This is a genomic window from Pseudomonas sp. Irchel 3E19 (genome assembly GCF_900187585.1).
Lineage (GTDB): Bacteria > Pseudomonadota > Gammaproteobacteria > Pseudomonadales > Pseudomonadaceae > Aquipseudomonas > Aquipseudomonas baetica.
Window position 1 is genome coordinate 54,478 of record NZ_FYDT01000013.1, and the last position, 24,195, is coordinate 78,672.

Here is a 24,195-nt window from a genome sequence, read left to right on the forward strand (position 1 = left end):
GCATTCGCGAGCAAGCCCGCTCCCACAGGGGATTGCATTCATTCTTACGAACCCTTGTTGCCCTTTTCATGGGTCGGGTCGTAGACCTTGGTCAAATCCCCGCCCAGGCGGAAGGTCTTGAACGGCTGCATGCCGCGCTTCTTCTCGATCACATCGGCCGGGCAGGTGTAGAGGGTGCAGAACGGTTCGAGCCAGCCGAATTTCATGTCCTCTTTCAAGTCGGTCATGTCCTGCTTCTTGCCGTTCTTCTCTTCGAATTCGTCCGGGTCTTTAACCCCCGACAAGACGCGATCACCCAGACGCTTCAGCGCGCCGTTGTTTTCCTGACGCAAATCGACACCGTTGACCTGAGCGAAACTGGCGATCATTGCCAGCGGCGGCAGTGCGTAGTTGTGATAGGCGAGGGCGCGTTGCTGGCGCTTGAGTTCGTTTGGCAGGAAACCATCGGCGTCGACCTGATTCACGCCGACCTTGTATTCCTTCACCGCCCAGTCAAACAGGTCGCGACGGTTGGTGGCGATGGACGTCGCCATTACCGACCAGGCAGCCCAGTACGAATGGTTGTTGGTTTTTTCCAGCGGCAGGTTGTCCCAATCGCTGACGACCTGGTCGGCCATTTTGCTGAACCATGCCTCGATCAACTGCGCTTGCTGCTGATGCTGCGCCAGCGGATGCGAGTCGGAGAATTTCAGGCGAATGTACGACGAGGCCATGCTGCCCAGCGCCCATTTGCGCATCGACTTGCCGGTGTGGTTGAAGTCTTTCGACATCAAGGCATCAGCCTTGGCCCAAGCGGTCAGCCAGTTGAGCGTGCATTCGAGCTGCTCCGGGCGACCGTCGCGCATGAACTGCATCACGCGTTTGGCGGTGCCGCGTTCCAGCGTGGTGATGTCTTTGGTGGTGTCGCGGAAGGCTTTTTCCGACTGCACGTTCAGGGTCGAACGGGCCTTGTCCGAGCCTTCGTATTTGCTGCGAAATTGCAGCGCGCCGGTGTACGGCGTCGGCATTGCATCGCAGCCTTCGCTTTTGTCGCCAGTCTTGAATTTATCCACAGGGGCGAAATAGCCCTGAGGTGGACGCAGTGGCGCGGCGGCCTGCGCGGTGCCGGCGAAGATCGCCAGCCCGAGCAGCGTCGGCGCTAAAAGAGTTTTCAGTTTCGAGTTTCGCATAGCAGACCTCATTGCCCGACCTGAGCGGTTTGTTGCCCAGCGCCCGGGAATACGTTGCGTTTGCAGATTTTCGCTTCGACTTTCTGTGGCGCGGCGCCGGCTTCTGGCCCTTGGACTTCGACCGCCAGCAGGTTTTGCGAGGCCCAGTCTTCGTCCGTGCGCAGCTCAAAGGCGAAACGACCGTCGGTGTCGGAGGTTTCCGGTTTCTCGATCTTGATGTCCTCGTGGCGACCGTTCATGTACCAGAGGGTGGCTTGCAGGGTTTTCACCGAGGTGTCGGCGAAGCGGATGTCGACCTGATGGCTGCTGTTCTGCAGGTTCAGGTTCTTGCTGTTGACCAGCAGTTCTTGTTTGCTGCCCGGCTTCAGCGTGGCGCTCCCGGTCATCTGTGCATCTTTGCCTTCGCAGCCGTTATCCAGCAGCGCCATCATCTGGCGGTAGATGGTTTCCTGATCGAGGCGATACAGCGGCGAGAATTCCCAGATGAGAATCTTCGGTGGAGTCTTCTGGAATTCGTCGCTGCCCAGGTACTGCAACATCGAACCTTCCAGACCGCCGCCGGGGAAGGCGACGTTGAGGATGTCGGCGCCGATGGCCTCTTCGAGGAAACCAGCGAAGTTGTAGTTCTTGCCGCTGTGCGATGTACCCACGAGGGTGATTTGCGGGTTGCCGGAATCACCGAACAGGTCGCCGTCGCCAGCCTCGCCCTTAGGCTCGGTGGTGAACTGGTCCATGTACTGGATCGCGTAACTGGTGCCGCACAGTTGCCCGGCCATGTTGTGCAGGGTGCCGGTCTTGCCCATGCGGCCGGACTTCTTGGTCTCGAACTCACGCTTGGGAATGTCGGCGAAGGCCGGGATCTGCTTGACCTTCTCGGCGACGATTTTTGCCGTGCGCTGTGCGCCGTATGGCGTCCAGTGCTGGTCGCCACGGAAGTAGAAGTCGTGGGCGGGCAGGGTGTCTGGCAGCGATTCGTTGGTCAGCGGCGACAGGTCAGGCACCACGTAACCCATCTTGGCGAAACGGCCGAGCATGGTCTTGTAGTTGCCCAGCGCTTTCTCGTAATCGAACGCGGCTTTTTCCTGCGGGTTGAGCTTGTTGCGGTTCACCAGGCCACGGGTTGGCTGATAAACGATCACCAGTTCCACGCCTTTGCTCTTGAACGCATCGTGCAACTGCTGCATGCGTTTGTAGCCGGCCGGGGTGGTGTTGAATTCGGTGCGCAGGTCTTCCTGGGTACGGAACAGCCAGTCGCCCTGAGCCTGCACCAACGTGGTGAAGTTCTGCTGATAACGCGTGGTGTAGTTCTTCGCGTCGTGTGCTTCAGGGCACAGGTTGCAGCACGGATCGGCGGTGAACTTCGGCGGGGTAGCGCCGGCAGCCTCGTCGGCGCGTGCGCCTTGGCTGGCCGCCAGAATGCCCACGGTCAGGGCCGACAGGCTGAGTAATTTGATCAAGTGTGGGTGCATAAAATTATCCTCAGTCCTGCATTTCGGTCTGGCGTTCGACAGGGTCGATCAGCACGGCTTTCTGCTGGCGCACCAGCAAGTCGAGAATTTCATCCTGGCGCTCACCGAGGATGCCGTTGAAGCTGATGCCGCTGGATTTGGTCGGCGCCAGCATCGATACGCGATACAGCTCAACACTCAAGGGCGAGTCGATCGACAACGGACCGCTGCCATTGGCCGCCAGTTCACCGCCGACCACGATCAGCGATACCTGCGCATCGAACGGATCGAGCTTGATGTCGCGGTCGGTGTCGGTCAGGTCTTTGATGTGGCCGTAGACGCCGGTCAGACCGTTGGCCATGGCGATGTTTTCGTAGAGGCGAATGTTCACGCTGTTACGAATGCGGATGCCGTGGCGCTTGTTGCTGATGACCTTGTTGCCCCACAGCAGATTGTCGGCAGACTCGTAGAGGGTGATGCCGTCGGTGTGGTTCTTGTAGATCTCGTTGTAGGCAATGATGTTGTTGACGCTGTTCCGGTCGATCACCAGGCCCGAGAGTTTGTTGTCGTAGCTTTTGTTGTTGAAGATGAAGCTGTCGTTCACTTCACGGGAAATGATGATCCCGTGCTTCTTCTTCGTACCGTAAACGGTGTTCTCGGCAATGATCAGGCCGTGCGAACGGTCGTGTGGGTCGATTCCGTAGACGATGTTGTCTTTGTAGGTGTTGCCCTTGACCACGAAGTCGCGGGTCTCGTAGCAGTAGAAGCCGTACCACATGTCCGAGAACTCGGAACCGACGATCCAGCCAGTCGGCTCTGAGCGCTTGAGCACCTTGGCCATGTTCGGCGTGTACTGGGAAATACTCACCCCGTACGACTTACTGTTGGCGTAGCCGAAGCTGGCCATCTTGCTGTTGACGATGTAAGTCTCGGTGCCACCCCAGGCGAGCAGGAACGGGCGGAATTCCTTCGGCGAACGGAACGTCGCCGGGCCGTTTTCCTTTTCGCGCCAGCCAGTGACTTTGGTGTCACGCACAAACAGCTGACCGTCGTTGACCAGGAACGAGCCGGCTTCTTGCGACAGGCGCAGTTCCTGAGTCTGGCCGTCGATTTCGAGGATGCCTTTACGGCCGACCACGATCGGCAACTTCGACAGATACACGCCCGGCGACGTTTCGCTGAAGTACTGCTTGGGCAGTTTCTGCGCCAGCTCTTTCAGGTTGATGTAACCATCGTCGACGAAGATCGCCTGCGGGATACCGTGCTGACGCACCACCCATTCGGCCATTTTGTTGTCGCCGCCGATGAAGTCCTTCAGGGCGTCTTCCTGCATCATCCGGCGCACGCTGATCTTGCCCGCTTTGCTGCGCACGATTTTCGCGGCGGCGGCTTCGGCGGTGTAGCCGGAGATGTCCGGCAGTTTTGGCGCGGCCAGGTTCAGCGCCTCGGTGGGTGCGCTGCTGACGGTGTAGGTCTTGGCTTGCTGCAACTCTTTGGCGGTGGTCACAGGCTTGGCCGGTTCGACCGTGGCGAAGGCGCCAGCCGAGGCCAGCAGCATTGCGCCGGCCAACAGGCTGAGCGAGCCTTTCCTTGCATGGTGCATGTCGGGCACTCCCTTGGCGGTTTGCATCAGAAGCGCCAGATCACGTCGATGAACGCGCGGTGCATGTACGAATCAACCTGGCTGCCATAGGCGTCGCCCGGCTTGAACACGCCGCCACGGAACCGCACCAGCGCCGAAGGCTCGTCGATCGACTGGCTCAACGCCGCCGGCAACAGGCCTTGCTTGAAGTACTTGGTGACGACCAGATCCATCTCCTGACCCAGATCCTTGTTGCCGTCCTGCAATGGCAAAGAAGTGCTGGAAAGGATCGCGCCCGTGACGTCGTCGGTGTTGTTCTCAACGGCGTTGATGCCGTTGCTGCCCACTGGTTTGCTGCCGTCGACACGCCAGAACTTGTGGTAGATCAGGCTGGCGTCGTACTCGTCGTTGAGCATCCACGAACCGAACAGGGTGGCGGTTTGCATGTTGTTCATTTCGCCGCGGAAGGCTTCGCCGAAACGGTGAACCCGCGAACGGGTGCCGGTGTAGTTCGAGCGGTTGCTCTCCAGACCGGTCTGTTCGTAATCGGCGCTGGCGCGGGCATACGCGGCGCCGACCTGCCATTGCGGATCGAGGCGCAGACGCACACCAATGTCGGTGGCCCAGCCATTCACATCATCGCTGCGCTTGGCTTGCGCCGGGCGCGAACCATCGGCGTTCAGCGCGTTGACCGTGTCGCGGTCGCCGCTCATGCCGGTGATGCTGCCCCAGTAGTTGACGGTGTTGGTGTTGCGCCAGTTGTAGGCGTCGCTGTCAGCGGTGAGGCCGAGCCAGCTGATGTCGCCGTTCTCTTTCTTGTCCAGCGAATCAGCGGCAACGCCCGGCTCTGGATAATCCAGTTTGCCGTCGTCGTGGGTATGGTGACCGCGAATGCCGACCCAGTTACCCGGTGTCCACTGGTAAGCGGCATCGGCGTACGCGTGCAGGCGATCCTTGTCTTTCGGTGCCAGCTCTTTCAAGTCGGTGCGGTATTCGCTGAAGCGTTCAGCAACACCGACGTTGGCGCGCAGCAGGGTGGTGTCGAAGGTCCAGTTCAGCGCTTCGATGTTGGTGTCGCGCCATTGGCCGTCGTCATTGCGCAGGCGTTGGCGACCGAACTTGAGCATCTCGCCCGGGTACGGGGTGAGGCCGCTGTAGCCGACCCAGAACTCACGCATCGCCAGGTAGTTTTTCTTGGTCTTGCGGTCACCGTTGTCGGTGGTCTGGGTGCCGTCGCTGTCGGACTGCTGCAGGGTGTCGGTCTCGATGATGTCGGTCGAGGTCACGGCCTGGCCCATGGCGTAGGCGCTCCACGCGCCGCTTTCGCCGTAGACCCACGGACGCAGGTCGAGGCCGACACCGTTGACGTCGCCGCCACTGGCGGTGCCGAGGTCGCGGTCGTCTTCGGACTGGCCGGTGATTTTCACTTCGAGGCCGAAGTTTTTGCTTTCAGTCATCGCGGCCAGTGTCGGGCAAGACCAGATCAGGGCGAAGGTGAGGCCAATACCGGCCTTCACGAATGGATTGAGCTTCATAGTTTTTCCTCGCCGTCTTCTTCTTGCAGGGCGTGCAGTTGCAGCGTGTTCTGATTCAGGGCGCCACGGCTGGCCTGTTCTTGTTGCAGCAGGCGCTGGGCTTCGGCCAGACGCTCGGGCGGCAACTGCGCGGCGAGGGTGGTCGCCAGTTCATCGGCTTGCGGGGTGTTTTGCGCCTTGGCCAATTGGCTGAACACATAAGCGTTCAGCGGGTCGGGCTTGGTGCCCTTGCCTTGGGAAAACAGCTGGGCGATGGCGAAGTCGGCGCTGTTCTGGCCGTTGCGCGCAGCGGTCAGCAGGTGGTCGAGGGCCTTCTGCGGATAGACCTTGCCCAGGTAACCACGGCGGTAGATCTGGCCGAGGTAGTAATCGGCGGCGACTTCGCGGCCAACGGCTTTCTGGAAATGTTCTTCAGCGACTTTGGCGTCGGCCGGGACCATTTTCCCTTCGTAGTAGAGCTTGCCCAGCAACAGCTCGGCGCGCGGCTGGTCGGCTGCACGGCCATTGTCGAGGTACTTCATCATCTGGTCGACGTCGCCCAGTTCCGGGTAGTCGTAAAGCAATTGCGCGAGGGTCACCCACGATGCCGGGTAGCCTGGAGCGATCGGCTCGAGCAACGACTGCGCGGTTTTTTCGTCGGTCTTGCCCAAGGTCGAATCGGCCAGCACACGGGCAACCGAATCGACGCGTTGAGCGGTGACGGTGCCACGGCTGTAACCGGTCTGCATCTGCTTGATCAGCTCGGCCTGTTGCTCCGGCTGGGCACGTTTCTGATAGACCGTGGCCAGTTCGACGTAGCAGATGTCGGTGGTGTTGAGCGCGGCTTTGCAGATCTTTTCCACGTCATCCAGGTGCTGGTCGTAAGTGCCTTGGGTGCGATACAGAAGCACTTGCGCCAGACCTGCTTCCGGGTAGCCGGATTTGCGCCACTGATCGATCTGCTGCTGCGCGTTGATGTTCGGGAAGCTGTGCGGGTATTGCAGGTACAGCATCGCCAGCGGGATCAACGTGTTGCCTTCGCCATGGGCGGCGGCTTTTTTCAGCAGGGTTTCGGCTTCGTGGTGCTCGGCTTCGGTCGAACCCGGTTTGGCCACCAGCAAGCGACCCAGACGTGCCTGAGCACGCGGTGAAACACTGGCCGCTGCGCGATAGGTCGCTTCAGCCTGTTTCATCTGCGCGGGGTCGCGGCTGTCGACCTGGATATCGGCGAGGCCGACTTGCGCTTCGCTGTAACCCAGGTCGGCCAGTTGCTGATAATTCTGCGCGGCGGTGGCAGTGTCGCCACGCTTGAGCGCTTCGTTGGCCAGACGCTGGTCGGGCAGGCCGGCGCAACCGGCGAGACTGACTGCCAATGCCAGCGAGCACACCACTAGTCCCATGTGGGAGCGACGGTGCGGCGATCCGACCTGCTCGCGAAGCAGTCGACTCGGTACATCAGACAGACCGTGCTGACCCTTTCGCGAGCAGGCTCGCTCCCACAGGGTCGGCGGTGTGTTGAAGATATGAGTAGTCACAGGCATGTCCTCGACTTAAAGACCGGCAGCCATGGCTTTGTCGATTAGCCAGTTCAGGTTCGGGCCACGGTCGCTGTTCACTTCCACCGGGCGGCCGGCGAGGCTGCTGTCGAGCGGCTCGTCAGGCTGGATCTGTACGCGGATATCGGAGGACAGGTCGGCGCTTTTCAGGCTGGTGCTGCTGACGATCTTGCCGGTGCGGATCTTGTCTTCGCCGGCGATCTGGAAGCTCACCGGGGTGCCCGGACGCACGTCGCCAAACTGGCGATAGGAGAAGCGCGCTTCCACATTGGCCTGGGTGTTGCGCGGTACCAGTTGGAAGATCACGTCACCCTTGCTGGCGTATTGACCGTCGGCCACCAGTTGCTGGGCCACGGTGCAATCGCACGGCGAGGTCAGGGTGCCGGTCATTTGCTTGCCGAACAGTTCTTCAACCTTGGCCGGGGACAGTTGGTCTTCTTCCAGATGCCCTTTGAGCACGTCGAGCATGCTGGTGCTGAAGGTCGCCAGCGGTGCGCCTTTGGCGGCGACGCCGTCGGACTTGACCAGACTCTGCACGGTGCCGTCACGCGGCATGGTGATGTTCATGCCCGGTACGCTGACCAGGCCAGCCTGCGCATGGCTGACGAAGTACATGCCGTACACCGATTTGAAAATGAAACCCGCTGCAACCAGGCCGATCGCAAAAATACCGGCACTGAAGGTCACTGCTTTCAAACGCCCGAACGGGGTCATGCCGCTGCCGCCGTCCTTGACCTTGCGCGCCTTGGTGAAGTTGTCACGCTGCAGGGTTGCCAGCACCTCACCCATGCTGACGATGTCGCCGGCCAGGTGCGAAGTGATCAAGTGGCGCAGGGTGGAAATATCCTGCGGCTCGAGGTTCTGGAACTGGCAGCCGGTACGGCCGGTCTGGCGGTCGAAGGAGCGCACTTGCAGTTCAACGTCCATGGCCAGGCCGAGGTTGTCGATGACGAATTGCAGGCGGGCCTTGTACACCTCGCCGATGGTCAGCGGCATTTGCCCGGCGTTGAACGCCAGACCACCGGCGGACAGGTCGAGGACCCGCGCTTCCATCGGCGTCCGGTCGGGACCGAAGAAGCGCAGTTTGGCCGGGATTTTCACGCGGGCGTGTTGGCGCTGGGCTTCGGATTCATGCACTACGTTGGCGTTGACGGCGGTATTCATAGGGGCGATTTCCTTGTTAATTCAATAAGGGGGCGGTCAGACCATCATCAGCAGCACGGCGACGAAAATGCTGCCGGCGGAGAAGGTCATGGTCCGAGACGACCAGGTGTTGAACCAACGTTGAAAGCTGGCGAGATCACGGGTCAGGGAAGTGGGCTGGCGAGTCCAGGATTGTTGGTCGAGGCGGAAGAACACGTAGATCTTCACCAACGCGCCGACGATCTGGTTGTAATAAAGAATCGCCGGGTAGGCCGGGCCGATCCGGTGACCTGAGCAGGACAACAGCAAGGTCAGGATCAGGCGGGTGATGCCGATCCACAGCAGGTACACCAGAATGAACGCGGTGCCGTACTTGAAGCTGGCGATGATCGCCACGGTCAGGCCGAGCAGCGACGTCCACATCGACACGCGCTGGTCGAACAGCACCACCGAGGTGAAGGCGCCGAGGCGTTTCACACCCAGGCCCAGTGCGCGGGAGTTCTGTCGCAGGTTGTTGCCGTACCAGCGGAACATCAGTTTGCGACTGGCCTTGATGAAGCTCTTTTCCGGCGGGTGTTCAACGGTGTTGATCGCCGCGTCAGGCACGTAAAAGGTGTCGTAACCCAGACGCATCAGGCTGAACCAGCTCGACTTGTCGTCGCCGGTCAAAAACTTGAAACGGCCCAGACGCCAGTGTTGCAGCGAGTCGCTTTCAACGTCGGCGATGAACTCCGGGTTGGTCACCACGGTGGCACGGAACACCGACATGCGCCCGGTCATGGTCAGCACACGCTTGGACAGGGCCATCGAGCACATGTTGATGTGACGCTGGGCGAAACGCAGCTTGTGCCATTCGCTCATGATGTAGCCGCCGCGTACTTCGCAGAACTCGTTGGTGGTCAGGCCGCCGACGTTGCCGAACAACTGGAACCACGGCACGGTCTTGCGTACGGTGCCTTCGCTGAGCACGGTGTCGCCATCGATCACGGCGACCACGGCGCGGTCATCCGGCAGGTGACGGGAGATCGCGCGGAAACCGTAGGCCAGGCCATCACGTTTGCCGGTGCCGGGAATGCGCACGAAGTCGAGCTTCACGCGGTCTGGCGGATTCATCCGCGACCACAACGCTTTCACCAGCAGCTCATCGGACATTTCGACGATCGAGCAGACCACGGTGGTCGGCAGTTCGCAGTCGATGGCTTCGCGGATCACCGAGCTGTAGACCTGCGCCGTGGTCAGCGCGTCGATACGGAAACTGGTGACCATCAGAAACACATGCGACGGGTCCGCCGCCTTACCCAGCTTGCGCACTTTACGGCGCAGATGCGGGTAGACGATGTAGAGAAAAATCATGCCGCGCACAAAGTGCGTTGCACCCATCGAGTAGCGCCAGATACCCACGGCGCCAATCAGGAAAATGAAGTCCTTCGACTCGGAGTCGAATGTGGACGTGGGCAGCATCAAGGCCAGGCCCATCAACAAACTTAGGTAAAACAGCCAACCGGCGGCCTGAAGTAGGCCGTGCTTTAGCCTGTGCATAATCTGCATCCGTCTCTATCTCGGGCCGGGCCCGATGGGGTTAAGGCAGGCTTACAAAAACTTGCAAGGACATGTAGGAGCTGCCGAAGGCTGCGATCTTTTGATCTTTCGCTTGGGATTTTGGTGTTCCCGAAAAGATCGCAGCCTCGTTTCACTCGACAGCTCCTACAGGGCTGCTTTACCAGCAGATGCCTTCGGTACGGGTGCCAGCGTCGGTGGCTTTGGCCATGAAGCCGACCAGGTCGATGACCTGTTTGCCGTGCGGTGCTTGCTGAGCCAGCGCGCGGAATTTCTCGTCGCGGTTGCCGAGGATGATCACGTCGCAGTTGTCGATCACCGAATCGAAGTCCGCGTTGAGCAGGGACGATACGTGCGGGATTTTCGACTCGATGTAGTCCTTGTTCGCGCCGTGAACACGGGCGTACTCGACGTTGCTGTCGTAGATGCTCAGGTCGTAACCCTTGCCGATCAGCATTTCGGCCAGCTCTACCAGCGGGCTCTCGCGCAGGTCGTCGGTGCCGGCCTTGAAACTCAGACCAAGCAGGGCGACTTTGCGTTTGTCGTGGCTTTCAACGATGTCGAAAGCGTTCTGCACTTGCGATTCGTTGCTGCGCATCAGCGAGTTGAGCAGCGGCGCTTCGACGTCCAGAGAACCTGCACGGTAGGTCAGCGCGCGCACGTCTTTTGGCAGGCACGAGCCGCCGAACGCGAAGCCCGGACGCATGTAGTACTGGGACAGGTTGAGGGTCTTGTCCTGGCAGACCACTTCCATCACTTCACGGCCATCGACGCCGACGGCTTTGGCGATGTTGCCGATCTCGTTGGCGAAGGTCACTTTGGTCGCGTGCCAGACGTTGCAGGTGTACTTGATCATCTCGGCGACAGCGATGTCCTTGCGGATGATCGGCGCATCGAGTTCTTCGTACAGCGATTGCAGAACGTCACCCGAAGCCTTGTCGAACTCGCCGATGACGGTCATCGGTGGCAGGTCGTAGTCGGCGATGGCGGTGGATTCACGCAGGAACTCTGGGTTGACCGCGACGCCGAAATCAACGCCAGCCTTCTTGCCGGAGCAATCTTCGAGGATCGGGATGACCACATTGGCGACGGTGCCCGGCAGCACGGTGCTGCGCACGACGATGGTGTGGCGGGTGGATTTTTCACGCAGGACAAAACCGATCTCGCGGCATACCGCTTCGATGTAGTTCAGTTCCAGGTCGCCGTTCTTCTTGCTCGGCGTGCCGACGCAGATCATCGACAGGTCGGTGTCACGAATCGCCTCGGCGAAGTTGGTCGTGCCACGTAGACGACCGGTCTGAATACCCTGTTGCAGAAGTTCGCCCAGACCCGGTTCAACAATGGGGGATTTGCCAGCGTTGATCATGTCGATCTTGTCTTTGGCAACATCGACGCCAACCACGTCATGGCCGCGTGCAGACAGGCAACCGGCACATACTGCGCCAACGTAACCCAAACCAAATATGCTGATGCGCATCGCAATTACCTCTGTATATATCAGGCCGTTAAAGGGCCGGAGTTAATGGTGTTCAGCGTTCACTAGTGCACTCGAAAGTGCGGCATGCAGGCGCCACAATGCCGTGTGCAGGCATACTAAGTTCCGAGTGTCTAAATAAGTGCACTCAAGATGTGCGCAACCAGGCCTTGTTGTTATGACTTGCCCTGTTTTGCAGCCAATCTTCATGTTTGAAGATCTTGGCGCAGTCGTTCTTACGCGCTTGATGTCAGGCTTTGGCCTTTTAGATCAAGCGGTTGGGTGCTCAGGCGAGCACGTTTGTGGGGGCGCGGCCATGGCCTTGCAGGGGATATAAATAGTGCCTATCTCCTGTCCATCTAGTTGTTTTCAGACTGGTTAGTCATCTAGGCAAGTTGCTGTGACAACTTGGTTACATGGCTATCTGCCTAACGTAAGTTATCTCGTACAAACTCGGCGAGAATCGTTACCGGTGGTATGAGCTATGCATTTGGACGAAGTTCCTGCCCGCTCATCGCGAAATCTGAAATTTCTTGAAATATTGTCGTAGATGGCACTGGTCTCAATTTGATAGCACTTTCGTTTTCGACCTTTAATAACAGGCGAATAATCACATTAGATAGTTTTGTGCCACTACGGTGAAAAAATTTAGGTGCCACTACTGAAAAAAATGATCAGTGTCGAGTGAAACTAATATTAGAAAAGATGGGGGTATTATTTTGGCGCCATAAAAATGGCGAAAACAGGCGGGGGATTTTTGACATCGTGCGAGCTGCACGACTCCTTATAGAAAGAGTCGTGCAATGGGCATGCTTTATTCGGGGGCGTGGTCGCGCAAAAATACCAGATTGTCCGGTTTCGATTGCTCGGCGCTGTAGCGATAACCCTGCACATCGAATTGCTTGAGCTGGGCTGGATCGTTGATTCTTTCCTGGATCACGAAGCGGCTCATCAGGCCACGGGCTTTCTTCGCGTAGAAGCTGATGATCTTGTACTGACCATTCTTCAGATCCTTGAAGTCGGCATTGATGATCCGCGCGTTCAGGGCAGTGCGTTTGACGGCGGAGAAGTACTCGTTGGACGCCAGGTTGAGCAGCACGTCGTCACCCTGATCGGCCAGGGCTTCGTTCAGCCACTCGCTGATGCGCGTGCCCCAGAAGGCATACAAGTCCTTGCCGCGAGCGTTGGCCAGTTTGGTGCCCATTTCCAGACGATACGGTTGCATCAGGTCCAGTGGGCGCAACAGGCCATAAAGACCGGAGAGCATGCGCAGGTGTTTTTGCGCGTAATCGAAATCGGCTTCGCTGAAGGACTGAGCATCGAGTCCGGTGTAGACGTCGCCCTTGAACGCGAGCAGGGCCTGCTTGGCGTTTTCCGGCGTGAACGCCGGGGTCCAGCTGCCGAAACGCGCGGCGTTGAGCCCGCCGATCTTGTCGGAGACGTGCATCAGCTCGCTGATCTGCGCAGGCGAAAGCTCACGCAATTGCTGGATCAGCTCCTGAGAATGGTCGAGGTACTGCGGCTGGGTGAAGCGCTGGGTCGCCGGCGGCGTGTCGTAATCGAGGGTCTTGGCGGGGGAAATCACCATCAGCATGAAGTCGTCTCCTTTAATCGTGGGGGCGATTCTAGGGGGTTGTCCTTGATGACTCCAGCTATGAGCGTGATAGGTGATCGACGGCCTGCCACAATCCCCTTGTGGGAGCGGGCTTGCTCCCGAAGGGGCCGTATCAGCCTGCCCATCTGTTGGATGACGCACCGCATTCGCGAGCAAGCCCGCTCCCACATCGGGATCGGTGTTGCTGAGGGAACCGAGTGGGATCAGCTATAGTGCCGCCCGGGTTTTGTTACGGAGACACCCCATTGCGCATTGTTCTTTTATTCACCGCGTGGCTGTTGAGCTTCGGTGCCGTCGCGGCGCCTGGCGATGTGGCGACGCTGGATCGCAGCACCTGGCCGGAGCAACTGACCAGCCCGACCCTGTTCGACGTTGCGTCCCGGGCGGAAATCCTCATGTTCGCCCGTGGCCTGCTCGGTACCGAGTCTATGGACGAGGCGGCACTGGCCCAGCGTCTGGGCCTGCGCACGGTCAATATCGATGCGGTGAACAGTCTGCGTCAGCGCCTCTGGCAGCGGCTGTTGGCCAACTACAACTTCGCCCAGCAAAGCTGCGATCAGGACGCCTCGTTCTGCTTCCTCGTTGAGGACTTGCCGACTCTGCGCGAGCAAGCCGCCAAGTTCGTGGTCAGCGATGACAGCTATTACACCAAGTGGGCCGAGCCGAGTCGGATCTTTCATTTGCAGTATCTGGACGAGTTGATGCGCAAGGCTGCGCTGTCGCCACAGACCAGCAACGAATTCGATCGTTTTGGCGACTACGAGCGCAACGGCGAGGAGATGCATGACCGGCTGTTCCTGCTGAGCTTCGACAGCGCCGCCAATGTGCAACCGGACAACACTGACTGGCTCACCGAGTACCTGCGCAAATCTAACCTGAGCGGTACGTTCTTCGTATTGGGCAAGGATATTCAGGCGCGTCTGGCCGATCGTTCGGTCAGTAGCCTGCAAGCCGGGTTCTCCAAACAGTGCGTCGGCGTGCAGGGCTGGGAGTTCCGTTCCCACAGCCACTGGCAGGACTGGCAGGATTCGGTGCGGCGTAGCGCTGATCTGGTGAGGAACAAACTGCCGGAAAACTATGTGCCGCTGTTCCGTCCGCCAGATGGGCAGCGCCGCAACGACGCGCAAGGCTTCTTCAACAGCCAGGGTCTGCAAGTGGCGCTGTGGGACATTGATGCCCAGGATGGCGCGGGTAAGCTCAAAGGCCCACAGAGCGCGCAGCGGGTGCTGACCCTGATGCTGTTGTGGCGCCACGGGGTGATCAATTTCAACCTGAAACAGGACGCGGTGAAGACTGCGATGCCGTGGCTGATCACGCAGACCGCGCAAAGCGGGATAGGCTGGGAAGACTGTCAGGATGCGTTTCGCTGAGAAACGAAGAAAGCCCGTAAACATTGGGCTTGGGGCAATTTTTTTGAGGGAATCGATGCAGGTGGACTTCCGACTCTAACGGTGTCGAAGGAGTCCGCCAAGGGCTTTTCGTCACTTTGCAAAATAAACTTAAAAAAACCGTCAAAGTGCTTTTTTATGTCATGGGTTTTGGAGTATTACGAAGACAGACCGCCGAAACCTGCAACACAGGTGGCGTCTTCCAAGACCCATTTTGTGTGCAGTTCACCTGAGCCCTCACAGGTGAATTCGGCAGTCACTTCGAGGCGCAGCACTGTCAAGGTATTGCGTCGAATGGCTCCCACAAAGGTGACCGAGTATGGATGATCACGGACGTAGCCCTTCTTCCAACCAGCCAATCCTTTATGTACTCGATACCAACGTATTGATTCACGATCCAAACGCCCTGCTTAACTTCGAAGAACACCACGTCGCGATCCCGATGACCGTGCTTGAGGAGCTGGACAAGCTCAAGAGCGGACATCACAGCGTTGCTGCCGAATGCCGTCAGGCGATCCGGCTGATCGACAAGACCCTGGGTGACGCCTCCCCCGAGGATGTCGAACTGGGTGTGCCGATCCAGCGCGGCAAGAGCGGGCCAAAGGGCTTGCTGTCAATTCTGATGAGCAAAAAGGCCGAGTCGAACCTGATTCTGCCCGAGCACCTGAACGACAACAAAATCATCAACCAGTTGATCGACCTGCACACTCGCGACCCACAAAAACCTGTGGTGCTGGTCACCAAAGACATCAACATGCGCCTCAAGGCGCGCGCCTGCGGGATCGCCGCCGAGGACTACAGCACCGACCAACTGGTCGACGACGTGTCCTTGCTGCCCAACGGCTATCACAACATGACCGGCTCTTTCTGGGACCGCGTGAGCAAGGTCGAAACCCGCCAGGATCACGGCCGCACCTGGCATCAGGTGCAGCTGATCGACAACCTGCCGGCGGTGCATATCAACGAGTTCATTATCGATGAGCAGGGCTTTGTCGGCTGGATCAAGGAAATCCAGGAAGACAAGCTGCTGATCCTCGACCTGCATCAGGAACCGCTGTTGCATCAGGAAGCGTGGGGCCTCAAGCCGCGCGACATCTATCAGAGCCTGGCGCTGTATGCGTTGCTGGATCCTGACATTCATCTGGTCAACCTGTCCGGCGCGGCCGGTTCCGGTAAAACCATTCTGGCGCTGGCCGCTGCGATCGAGCAGACCATGGTCAGCAAGCGTTATCGCCGCATTATCGCCACCCGCAGCGTGCAGGGTCTGGACCAGGAGATCGGCTTCCTGCCGGGCACCGAAGCGGAAAAAATGGAGCCTTGGCTAGGCGCCATCACCGACAACCTCGAAGCCTTGCACATGGATGACGAAAACACCCATGGCAGCGTTGACTACATCCTCAGCAAAGTGCCGTTGCAGTTCAAATCGCTCAACTACATTCGCGGTCGCAGCTTCCAGCAGAGCCTGATCCTGATCGACGAATGCCAGAACCTTACGCCGCACCAGATGAAAACCATCATCACCCGGGCCGGCGCCGGTTCCAAAGTGGTGTGCCTGGGCAACCTGGCGCAGATCGACACCCCTTACCTGTCCGCGACCAGCTCCGGGCTGACCTACCTGACCGAACGCTTCAAGGATTTCCCCAACGGTGTGCACATCACCCTGCAAGGGGTGCCTCGCTCGATTCTGGCCGAATACGCCGAATCGCATCTGTAATCCTTCCAACAGAACCGGGCGGCCCAACAGCCGCCCGGTTTTTATGCCTGAACACAATAGCCAATGTGGGAGCGAGCCTGCTCGCGAATGCGGTGTGTCAGTCAGCATTGATGTTGCCTGATGCATCGCATTCGCGAGCAGGCTCGCTCCCACAAGGTTCTTCAGTGTTCGGATATTCGTGCGTGCGGAAATTTGACCCACAGGTTTACAATCCACGCTCCTGATCAGGAGTAATCCCGTGCTGACTCATCTCGATTCCCAAGGTCGCGCCAACATGGTCGACGTCACCGAAAAAGCCGTGACGTTCCGTGAGGCGACGGCCCAAGCGCTGGTGCGCATGCTCCCCGAAACCCTGCAGATGATCGTCAGCGGCGGCCATCCGAAAGGCGACGTGTTTGCCGTGGCGCGCATTGCCGGCATTCAGGCCGCGAAGAAAACCAGCGATCTGATTCCCCTGTGCCATCCGCTGATGCTCACCGGCGTCAAAGTCGAACTCAGCGCTGAAGGCGAAGACGCCGTACGCATCGTCGCCCGTTGCAAGCTCTCCGGGCAGACCGGGGTCGAGATGGAAGCCCTGACCGCTGCCAGCGTCGCCGCGCTGACCATCTATGACATGTGCAAAGCCGTGGATCGCGGCATGACCATCGAAAGCGTGCGTCTGCTGGAGAAGGTCGGTGGCAAGAGCGGGCATTTTCAGGCGGAGCAGCCATGAACGTAACCGTGAAATTTTTCGCCCGTTACCGTGAAGCGCTGGGCGTGGATTCGGTAAAGGTTGAAGGTGATTTCGCCACCGTCGATGACGTGCGCGCGTTGCTCGCGCAACGTGACGGCGCCGAGGTGTTGAGCGAGCAGAACCTGATGTGCGCGCGCAACGAAGACTTGTGCCAGCTTGATGAGCCGTTGGTCGATGGCGACGAGGTGGCGTTTTTCCCCACCGTGACCGGAGGCTGAGCCATGGCGATTCGTGTGCAGGCCACGCCATTCGATCCGGGGGCTGAAGTCAACGCGATGCATGCGGCCAATGTTGGCGTGGGTGCGGTGGTGAGTTTTGTCGGCTACGTGCGTGACTTCAACGATGGGCTGGATGTGGCGGGGATGTTCCTTGAACACTATCCAGGCATGACCGAAAAAGCCCTTGGCAAAATTGCCGTGGAAGCCGAACAGCGCTGGCCGTTACTGAAGCTGGAAGTGCTGCACCGCATCGGCGCACTGGAACCGGGCGAGCCGATTGTCTTCGTCGGTGCCGCCAGCGCCCATCGCCAGGCTGCGTTCGATGCCTGCGCCTTTGTCATGGATTACCTGAAAACCCGTGCACCGTTCTGGAAGAAAGAGAACACCAGCGACGGCCCGCGTTGGGTTGAAGGGCGTGACAGTGATCATGCCGCCGCGGATCGCTGGAAAAAGTAAGCCCTGTAGCGCCCTTTAGTCAGCCTTCGCGAGCAAGCCCGCTCCTACATTGGATCTGTGTCGTTCACAAATCCCGTGTGGGAGCGGGCTTGCTCGCGAAGAGGCCATCTGCAACACCAAAAACCTATCTCTTTGCCCGATTGACTGGCTATACATATAAGTCCAATATGGATTTATAAGTACAAAAAAGCATTTCCCTCCGTTTCAGCTCTTTCTTGCCAAACCAACAACAACCCGCGAGAGAACGAACATGAAGAAACTCCCACTCATCACCGGTCTGGCCCTCAGCCTGTTGGCCTCCGCCAGCGTGTTCGCCGCTGAGAAAACCCTGCGCATCGGCATCGAAGCCGCTTACCCGCCCTTCGCCTCGAAGACCGACAAAGGCGAGATCGTCGGGTTCGACTACGACATCGGCAACGCCCTGTGCGCGCAGATGAAGGTCAAATGCGTGTGGGTCGAAGGCGAATTCGACGGTCTGATTCCATCGCTGAAGGTGAAGAAAATCGACATGGCCCTGTCGTCGATGACCATCAACGAAGATCGCAAGAAGTCGGTGGATTTCACCCACAAGTACTACTTCACTTCGTCGCGGCTGGTGATGAAGGAAGGCGCCACGGTCGATGATCAGTACGCCAGCCTCAAGGGCAAGAACGTCGGCGTGCAGCGCGCGACCACCACCGACCGCTATGCCACTGAGGTGTTCGAGCCCAAGGGCATCAACGTCAAGCGCTACAGCAACAACGAAGAAATCTACATGGACCTGGCAGCCGGGCGGCTTGATGCCATTTTTGCCGACACCATTCCGCTGAATGACTTCCTCACAATGCCGCGTGGCAAGGGCTATGCGTTTGTCGGGCCTGAGTTGAAGGATCCGAAGTACGTGGGTGAGGGCGCGGGGATTGCGGTGCGCAAGGGCAATACAGAATTGGTCAGCGAGTTGAACACCGCGATCGACGGGATTCGCGCGAGTGGCGAGTATCTGAAGATTTCCGAGAAGTACTTCAAGTCCGATATCTACGGCGACTGATAGTCCGTCTTCGGGAGCAAGCCCCCTCCCACAGTGATCGAGTCGTACACATATTTTGTGTACATCAAAATCCCTGTGGGAGCTGGCTTGCCAGCGATGGGGCCAGATCAATCACTGCAGATCTTCAGCCCTTCAATTCCTTCAAATGCTTGTACACCGTCGCCCGCCCCATGTTCAGCACGTTGGCCACATAGTTCGAGGCGCTCTTGCCCTTGAACGCGCCTTCGGCGTGCAGCGCCAGCACCAGTTCCCTTTTGTGATCGCGGGTCAGCAGATTCAGGCTCAGCTGTCGCTCGCGTAGCCAGGCATGGAGGAAGGTGTTGATTCGCTCTTGCCAGTCATCGCGAAACAGCGAGTCCGGCTGCGGAATCAGTTTGCTCGGTGAGAGGAAAAGATCCAGCGCTGCCTTGGCATTCTCGAACAGCGAAATATTCAGATTGATGCACAAAACGGCCAGCGGCAGGTCTTCGCGGTCGCGCAGCACGGTGCTCAGGCTGCGGATCTTCTGGCCGTCCCAGTTGAGCTTTTCATACGGGCCGATGTTTCGCTCACTCACGTCTTCGCTGAGCATGTCTTCCAGCGACGACTCGTCACCGATTTCGCGTTTGGACAGATTGTTGGCGATGTAATCGACCCTCTGTGTGCGCAAGTCATGCAGCACCACTTCGGCGTGGGGGAAAAACAGCGTGGCGATGGCATCGGCGATGGCACGGAAGTTATCCAGTGCCGGGTCGAGTTCGGGGGCGGTCATGACAGTGGAGCTCCAGGCAGCGTCAGCGCCCCCGTGAACAGGGGGCGCTGCGAGTGTGCCGCAATCGGTTGGACGCGTCATCCCGACGACGGATCAGATGAGGCGGGCAGGGGAGAGCATGTTGCTGTCCAGGCCGAACTCGCGCAGTGGTTCGGGCAGCGGCAGACCGCGCACCAGCGCCGCACTGGCCTGGCCCATCGCCGGTGAGGTCTGGATGCCGTAGCCGCCCTGCGCCGCGACCCAGAACAACCCAGACACCTGCGGATCGAACCCGCTGAGCAAGTCGCCATCAGCCACGAAACTGCGCAGGCCGGCCCAGGTGCGGGTCGGACGGCGGATGGTCAGGGTCGTGGCTTCCTCGATCTGGTAGATGCCCATGGCGATGTCCAGTTCTTCTGGTTGTACGTCGTGGGGTTCGACCGGGTCGGCATTGGCCGGTGAGCCGAGGAACATCCCGGCGTCGGGCTTCATGTAGAACGATTCGTCGAGGCTGACCAGCATTGGCCAGCGGTGAATGTCCACGCCTTCGGGGCCAGCGAAAATGAACGCGGCACGGCGTTTCGGTTGCAGGCCCAGCGATCGGGCGCCGGCCATTTCACCGACCTTGTCGGCCCAGGCGCCGGCGGCGTTGATGATCACCGGAGCGCTGAAGGTCTGGCCATTGGTCTGCACCTGCCAGATACCGTTGGCGTCGCGATCAAGGCTTACCACGTGGCAATCGGTATGCACTTCGCCTTTATTGCGGCGAATGCCGCGCAGGTAACCCTGATGCAGGGCGTCGGTGTCGATGTCGCAGGCGGTGGGATCGTAAATCGCGCCGTGGACCTTTTCCCGACGCAGGATCGGCAACCGCGCGCAGGCTTCATCGGCACTGAGCAGTTGCATCTGTGGCACTGTGGCTTTGGCGCTGAGGTACTGGTTATTCAGTTCGGCGGCGTCGCCAGTGAAGTCCACGGTCATTTCACCGCGCGGGGTCAGCAAAGGGTGTTCGCAGAAGTCGGGCGGTGGATTGTCGAAGAACTCCCGACTAGCCTGGGTCAGCGCGCGCACTTGCGGTGTGCCGTAAGCGGCGGTGAACAGTGCGGCGGAGCGTCCGGTGGAGTGATAGGCCGGGTGCGATTCACGTTCGAGCACAATCACTTTGGCGTGCGGCGACAGCCAGAAACCGGTGGAAGCGCCGGCGATCCCGCCGCCGATGATGATGAAATCTGCCTGGCTCATGAAGTTCTCCAGTGTGTATGCATTATCGAGGCGTCCGCTGATCTCCCTGTGGGAGCGGGCTTGCTCGCGAAGGCGGTGTATCAGTCGACATTTTCAGTGAGGGTCAGACCGCATTCGCGAGCAGGCTCGCTCCCACAGGGGATTTGTGGTGTCAGTTACTTAAGTGATAAACCGCATTGGCCAGGGCGATGTCTTCCAGACCCAGGCCGATTGAGCGGAAAAACACGTGACGGTCGTAGCCGGGCCGTTGCACTTTTTCGCTGAGCAGATCGGCGAGGTCACCCACAATCGAATCCTTGCTCCAGCCATGCTGTTCAACGGCAATCAGCATCTCGCCCGCCGACCCCGGCGTGGTCAGACGGTAGTCGCAGAACACCTGCATGTCGCCCAAGCTCTGCGGCGGTACTTCATGGGCGCGAGGGGCGTTGGTGCTGATCGAGGTGATCAGCGCGGGTTTACTCAATGTTGCCGGGTCGAGCACCGGGACTGCGGAGGAGGTGCAGAGCATGATCACGTCGGCCTCCACGAGGGCGGCTTCACGGCTTGTGGCAATCGTCAGTTCGGGAGCAAGGGCTTTGAGCCGCGCCTGAGTTTCAGGATCCTCCTGCAGGCTCGGCGAATACACTCTGATGCTTTGCCAATCGCGCAGCGACTTCACGTAATGCAGATGCGCCTGCGCAACTTTGCCGCTGCCGATAATCGCCAGCCGCCGCGTATCCAGCGGGGCGAGGGCGTCGACGGCCACCGCCGTGGTCGCTGCCGTGCGCGCCGTAGTCAGTTCGCTTGCATCGCAGAGCAGCAGCGGCTGGCCGGTCTGCATCGACATCAGCAACGTCCACGCGGTGACCAACGGGCCCTGCTCGCGAACGATGTACGGCGAAGTCTTCACCCCATACACGCCATCTTCGGCCAACACACCCAAGTAATTGATGAAGTCACCGGCGCTCTGCGGGAACTCCACCAGTTGCTGCGCCGGCTGCACGGCGTGACCGGCGGCGAGATCGCTAAACAGCTTGCGCAGAATCTGCGGCACGTCGATGCGTGCCAGCAGTTCATGGGCTTTGGCTTGGTCGATCACGTAGGGCGTACTGGACATGGCGGACTCCGGACTGTGCATATAAACTAATTTGTCCATTATGGACTTTTAGTTTTCTCTCGCAAGACCTGATGAAATGCCGGGCGAAAAAAAAGCGCAGTCCGTTGCCGGCTGCGCTTCTCTTTATTCGCGTCGCTTACTGCGCACGCTTACGCTCAACCGCCCGCAGCAGATGCGTTGGCGGCGTTTCACAGCTGATCTTGCGACCGAGCTTCTCTTCGATGGACGGCAACTGGTAGGAGTCGTCCTCGCCGGCGAAGCTGATCGACACACCGTCGGCGCCAGCGCGACCGGTACGGCCGATACGGTGCACGTAGTCGTCCGGGACTTCCGGCAAGGTGAAGTTGATCACGTGGCTGATGCCGTCGATGTGGATGCCGCGACCGGCGACATCGGTGGCGACCAATACGCGAATCTTGCCTTCGCGAAAGCCTTCCAGGGTTTTGATGCGTTTGTGCTGCGGCACGTCGCCGGACAGTTGCGCAGCGTTGATGCCGTCACGCACCAGGCGTTCTTCGATGCGGCGTACCTCGTCCTTGCGGTTGGCAAACACGATCACCCGTTCCCAGCCGTTATCGTTGACCAGGTTGAAGAGCAGTTTGTACTTGTCGGCACCGGCCACGGCATAGATGTGCTGCTCGACGTTTTCGTTGGCCACGTTTTGCGATTCGATCTCGACGATCGACGGGTCGGTGGTCCACTGCTTGGCGAGATTCATCACGTCTTCGGTGAAAGTCGCGGAGAACAGCAGCGTCTGACGTTCGCTTTTCGGCGGGGTCTGGCGAATGATCTGCCGAACCTGCGGGATGAAACCCATGTCGAGCATACGGTCGGCTTCGTCCAGCACCATCACTTCGACCATGTCCAGGTGCACGTCGCCGCGCTGGTTGAAGTCGAGCAGACGGCCCGGCGTTGCCACAAGAATGTCGCAATGGCGCGCTTCGAGGTGCTTGAGCTGCTTGTCGAAGTCCATGCCGCCGACAAACGTCATCACATTGAGGCCGGTGTACTTGGTCAGGTCAGCGGCGTCTTTTGCAATCTGCACCACCAGCTCACGGGTCGGCGCGATGATCAGTGCACGGGGTTCGCCCATGTAGCGTTCTTTCGGCGGCGGCGTTTGCAGCAGTTGGGTGATGATCGAGATCAGGAACGCGGCGGTCTTGCCGGTACCGGTCTGCGCGCGGCCGATGGCGTCTTTGCCGGCGAGGGTGAAGCCCAGCACCTGCGCCTGGATCGGCGTGCAATACGGGAAGCCCAGGTCCTGGATGGCGTGCATCAGTTCCGGGGACAGTTTGAAATCGTGAAAGCGGGTTTTGCCTTCCTGCGGCTCGACGACGAAGTCTTCGAGTTTCCACGGGATAACCGCAGCCTTGGGCTTCGGTTCGCGCCGCGGTCTGGCCGGTTTCGGCGCTTCGCTGCTGACGCTGTCTGCAACAGGCGCTGCTACTGAAGTGGCGACGGCGGCCGGTTGTGAGTCTTGTTTCGGTGCCGCTACGGTAGCGGGGCGGTCGGCCTGGCGGGCATCGCTGCGATGACCGGGGGCGTGCGACGGCGCACTGGGAACTGGCGCGAGCTGCTCAGCCTCGCTTTTACCGAACATCTTCTTGAGTGCTTTGAGCACGGTCATCTCATCAATTGGTTAAGGAATGTACGCCGGCCAGTGTAATGCAAGAATCGGGCGCGGCGTAGTGGGAGGGATCAAAGGGCGGTTTGTGACTGATGAATCAGCGCAATCGCTCGCTCAACCACACGCCGATGTCGCGAATTTCTTCGGGTAACACTTCGTGCTCCATTGGGTATTCCTGCCATGTCACGGTGACACCATGCTTCTTTAAGTACTCGTAGGCGCTGCGGCCCATCGAGTTCTGCACGACGTTATCGAACTGACCGTGCAGCGACAGCACCGGAATGCGCTGCTGGCTGGCGGATAACTCCAGTTCATCGCTGAACGTCGGCGCATACGTCGACAATGCCAGGACGCCACCCAACGGCCCCTGCCATTTCAGAAAAGCGGTGTGCAAGACCACGGCGCCACCCTGGGAAAAACCGGCGAGGAAAATCCGCGAGGCGTCTATTCCGCTGGCGCGCTGGTTCTCGATCAATTCGATGACGTGCCCGGCGGACACTTCCAGTTCATCCCGGTCGATCGCTCGCGCCGGGCTCATGGCTTTGATGTCGTACCAGCTCGGCATGGCATATCCGCCATTAATGGTGACCGGACGTGTCGGTGCCTGAGGCAGCACGAAGCGCGTCGACAGCAGGTTTTCCTGCAAGGCTTCGGCCACTGGCAGGAAGTCGTAGCGGTCGGCGCCGAGGCCGTGCAGCCAGATCACGCAAGCGTCTGCGGGCTTAACAGGCTGAAGAATCAAGGGCTCAGTCATGGCTGCTCCAATTATGTGCGGGCGCTCTCAATGAGTGCGTGATTTGCGTGCGCGCCCGGTTGATCCGTTAAGAAGATGTCGCAAGGCTACAAGTTTTGCTATTGACCTGTCGCTCAATCGCATCAGTGCCCTGTGTGGTACGGGCTTTGCTA

Annotated in this window: 20 protein-coding genes; 6 read left to right on the forward strand and 14 right to left on the reverse strand. The window is 59.4% G+C overall.

Features of this window, described 5'->3' with window-relative positions; translation table 11 throughout:
* Positions 1-44 precede the first annotated feature (44 nt).
* From CKW18_RS10890 to yaaA, 9 genes are all read right to left on the reverse strand, one after another.
* Entirely contained in the window at positions 45-1,169 is a 1,125-nt protein-coding gene (locus tag CKW18_RS10890; RefSeq protein WP_095188800.1) for a mannuronate-specific alginate lyase, read from the reverse strand.
* An 8-nt stretch (positions 1,170-1,177) separates the two neighbouring features.
* A complete protein-coding gene (locus CKW18_RS10895) occupies positions 1,178-2,638 on the reverse strand; it encodes an alginate O-acetyltransferase (RefSeq protein WP_095188801.1) in 1,461 nt (486 codons plus the stop codon).
* A 10-nt stretch (positions 2,639-2,648) separates the two neighbouring features.
* Positions 2,649-4,220, reverse strand: a complete 1,572-nt coding sequence (gene algG / locus CKW18_RS10900) for a mannuronan 5-epimerase AlgG (RefSeq protein ID WP_095188856.1) — start codon at positions 4,218-4,220, stop codon at positions 2,649-2,651.
* Between the two features lie 26 nt (positions 4,221-4,246).
* The gene (locus CKW18_RS10905; RefSeq protein WP_095188802.1) at positions 4,247-5,734 is read right to left on the reverse strand and encodes an alginate export family protein; all 1,488 of its coding nucleotides are present in this window, start codon (positions 5,732-5,734) and stop codon (positions 4,247-4,249) included.
* Entirely contained in the window at positions 5,731-7,248 is a 1,518-nt protein-coding gene (gene algK, locus CKW18_RS10910; RefSeq protein WP_371857623.1) for an alginate biosynthesis TPR repeat lipoprotein AlgK, read from the reverse strand. The genes CKW18_RS10905 and algK overlap by 4 nt, the downstream gene beginning before the upstream one ends.
* A 15-nt stretch (positions 7,249-7,263) precedes the next feature.
* Complete coding sequence (locus tag CKW18_RS10915) at positions 7,264-8,433, reverse strand: alginate biosynthesis protein Alg44 (RefSeq protein WP_095188804.1); 1,170 nt, start codon at positions 8,431-8,433, stop codon at positions 7,264-7,266.
* Between the two features lie 36 nt (positions 8,434-8,469).
* Positions 8,470-9,951, reverse strand: coding sequence for a mannuronan synthase (alg8, locus tag CKW18_RS10920; RefSeq protein WP_371857624.1), 1,482 nt, complete (start codon positions 9,949-9,951; stop codon positions 8,470-8,472).
* A 178-nt stretch (positions 9,952-10,129) separates the two neighbouring features.
* The gene (locus CKW18_RS10925; RefSeq protein WP_095188806.1) at positions 10,130-11,446 is read right to left on the reverse strand and encodes a nucleotide sugar dehydrogenase; all 1,317 of its coding nucleotides are present in this window, start codon (positions 11,444-11,446) and stop codon (positions 10,130-10,132) included.
* 811 nt (positions 11,447-12,257) lie between these two features.
* On the reverse strand, positions 12,258-13,037 hold the full coding sequence (gene yaaA, locus CKW18_RS10930; RefSeq protein WP_095188807.1) for a peroxide stress protein YaaA: 780 nt from the start codon (positions 13,035-13,037) through the stop codon (positions 12,258-12,260).
* Positions 13,038-13,303: 266 nt separating this feature from the next.
* Here yaaA and CKW18_RS10935 point away from each other — a divergent pair, with 266 nt between their 5' ends.
* The 6 genes from CKW18_RS10935 to CKW18_RS10960 all read left to right on the forward strand — a co-directional run bounded on the left by CKW18_RS10935 (position 13,304) and on the right by CKW18_RS10960 (position 18,594).
* Positions 13,304-14,428 carry a polysaccharide deacetylase family protein gene (locus tag CKW18_RS10935; protein WP_095188808.1) on the forward strand — a complete coding sequence of 375 codons (1,125 nt, stop codon included), beginning with the start codon at positions 13,304-13,306 and terminating at the stop codon, positions 14,426-14,428.
* A gap of 337 nt (positions 14,429-14,765) precedes the next feature.
* The gene (locus CKW18_RS10940) at positions 14,766-16,160 is read left to right on the forward strand and encodes a PhoH family protein (protein ID WP_095188809.1); all 1,395 of its coding nucleotides are present in this window, start codon (positions 14,766-14,768) and stop codon (positions 16,158-16,160) included.
* A 238-nt stretch (positions 16,161-16,398) separates the two neighbouring features.
* A complete protein-coding gene (gene moaC / locus CKW18_RS10945) occupies positions 16,399-16,872 on the forward strand; it encodes a cyclic pyranopterin monophosphate synthase MoaC (protein WP_064118405.1) in 474 nt (157 codons plus the stop codon).
* Positions 16,869-17,111: a molybdopterin converting factor subunit 1 gene (gene moaD, locus CKW18_RS10950; protein ID WP_095188810.1), complete on the forward strand. Its 243-nt coding sequence runs from the start codon at positions 16,869-16,871 to the stop codon at positions 17,109-17,111. The genes moaC and moaD overlap by 4 nt, the downstream gene beginning before the upstream one ends.
* A 3-nt stretch (positions 17,112-17,114) precedes the next feature.
* On the forward strand, positions 17,115-17,567 hold the full coding sequence (gene moaE, locus CKW18_RS10955; RefSeq protein ID WP_016771590.1) for a molybdopterin synthase catalytic subunit MoaE: 453 nt from the start codon (positions 17,115-17,117) through the stop codon (positions 17,565-17,567).
* 250 nt (positions 17,568-17,817) lie between these two features.
* Positions 17,818-18,594 carry an ABC transporter substrate-binding protein gene (locus CKW18_RS10960; RefSeq protein ID WP_095188811.1) on the forward strand — a complete coding sequence of 259 codons (777 nt, stop codon included), beginning with the start codon at positions 17,818-17,820 and terminating at the stop codon, positions 18,592-18,594.
* A 124-nt stretch (positions 18,595-18,718) separates the two neighbouring features.
* Here the strand turns inward: CKW18_RS10960 and CKW18_RS10965 are convergent, their stop codons facing one another.
* The 5 genes from CKW18_RS10965 to CKW18_RS10985 all read right to left on the reverse strand — a co-directional run bounded on the left by CKW18_RS10965 (position 18,719) and on the right by CKW18_RS10985 (position 24,043).
* Positions 18,719-19,345 carry a transcriptional regulator gene (locus CKW18_RS10965; protein WP_095188812.1) on the reverse strand — a complete coding sequence of 209 codons (627 nt, stop codon included), beginning with the start codon at positions 19,343-19,345 and terminating at the stop codon, positions 18,719-18,721.
* Positions 19,346-19,438: 93 nt separating this feature from the next.
* On the reverse strand, positions 19,439-20,566 hold the full coding sequence (locus CKW18_RS10970; protein WP_095188813.1) for an FAD-binding oxidoreductase: 1,128 nt from the start codon (positions 20,564-20,566) through the stop codon (positions 19,439-19,441).
* Positions 20,567-20,717: 151 nt separating this feature from the next.
* Complete coding sequence (locus CKW18_RS10975; protein ID WP_095188814.1) at positions 20,718-21,662, reverse strand: ornithine cyclodeaminase family protein; 945 nt, start codon at positions 21,660-21,662, stop codon at positions 20,718-20,720.
* Positions 21,663-21,798: 136 nt separating this feature from the next.
* Positions 21,799-23,289: an ATP-dependent RNA helicase RhlB gene (rhlB, locus tag CKW18_RS10980; RefSeq protein ID WP_095188815.1), complete on the reverse strand. Its 1,491-nt coding sequence runs from the start codon at positions 23,287-23,289 to the stop codon at positions 21,799-21,801.
* A 97-nt stretch (positions 23,290-23,386) separates the two neighbouring features.
* Positions 23,387-24,043 (reverse strand): alpha/beta hydrolase, encoded by a 657-nt coding sequence (locus CKW18_RS10985; protein WP_095188816.1) that lies wholly within the window; start codon positions 24,041-24,043, stop codon positions 23,387-23,389.
* Between the last annotated feature and the right edge of the window lie 152 nt (positions 24,044-24,195).

Bases quoted from the DNA above. Each gene is read 5' to 3' on its own strand.
- moaD (WP_095188810.1), top strand. From the start codon at position 16,869: ATGAACGTAACCGTGAAATTTTTCGCCCGTTACCGTGAAGCGCTGGGC.
- yaaA (WP_095188807.1), bottom strand. From the start codon at position 13,037: ATGCTGATGGTGATTTCCCCCGCCAAGACCCTCGATTACGACACGCCG.
- alg8 (WP_371857624.1), bottom strand. From the start codon at position 9,951: ATGCACAGGCTAAAGCACGGCCTACTTCAGGCCGCCGGTTGGCTGTTT.
- CKW18_RS10985 (WP_095188816.1), bottom strand. From the start codon at position 24,043: ATGACTGAGCCCTTGATTCTTCAGCCTGTTAAGCCCGCAGACGCTTGC.
- CKW18_RS10965 (WP_095188812.1), bottom strand. From the start codon at position 19,345: ATGACCGCCCCCGAACTCGACCCGGCACTGGATAACTTCCGTGCCATC.
- CKW18_RS10970 (WP_095188813.1), bottom strand. From the start codon at position 20,566: ATGAGCCAGGCAGATTTCATCATCATCGGCGGCGGGATCGCCGGCGCT.
- CKW18_RS10960 (WP_095188811.1), top strand. From the start codon at position 17,818: ATGAAGAAACTCCCACTCATCACCGGTCTGGCCCTCAGCCTGTTGGCC.
- rhlB (WP_095188815.1), bottom strand. From the start codon at position 23,289: ATGACCGTGCTCAAAGCACTCAAGAAGATGTTCGGTAAAAGCGAGGCT.
- CKW18_RS10905 (WP_095188802.1), bottom strand. From the start codon at position 5,734: ATGAAGCTCAATCCATTCGTGAAGGCCGGTATTGGCCTCACCTTCGCC.
- CKW18_RS10975 (WP_095188814.1), bottom strand. From the start codon at position 21,662: ATGTCCAGTACGCCCTACGTGATCGACCAAGCCAAAGCCCATGAACTG.
- CKW18_RS10890 (WP_095188800.1), bottom strand. From the start codon at position 1,169: ATGCGAAACTCGAAACTGAAAACTCTTTTAGCGCCGACGCTGCTCGGG.
- CKW18_RS10925 (WP_095188806.1), bottom strand. From the start codon at position 11,446: ATGCGCATCAGCATATTTGGTTTGGGTTACGTTGGCGCAGTATGTGCC.
- algG (WP_095188856.1), bottom strand. From the start codon at position 4,220: ATGCACCATGCAAGGAAAGGCTCGCTCAGCCTGTTGGCCGGCGCAATG.
- CKW18_RS10895 (WP_095188801.1), bottom strand. From the start codon at position 2,638: ATGCACCCACACTTGATCAAATTACTCAGCCTGTCGGCCCTGACCGTG.
- CKW18_RS10915 (WP_095188804.1), bottom strand. From the start codon at position 8,433: ATGAATACCGCCGTCAACGCCAACGTAGTGCATGAATCCGAAGCCCAG.
- CKW18_RS10940 (WP_095188809.1), top strand. From the start codon at position 14,766: ATGGATGATCACGGACGTAGCCCTTCTTCCAACCAGCCAATCCTTTAT.
- moaE (WP_016771590.1), top strand. From the start codon at position 17,115: ATGGCGATTCGTGTGCAGGCCACGCCATTCGATCCGGGGGCTGAAGTC.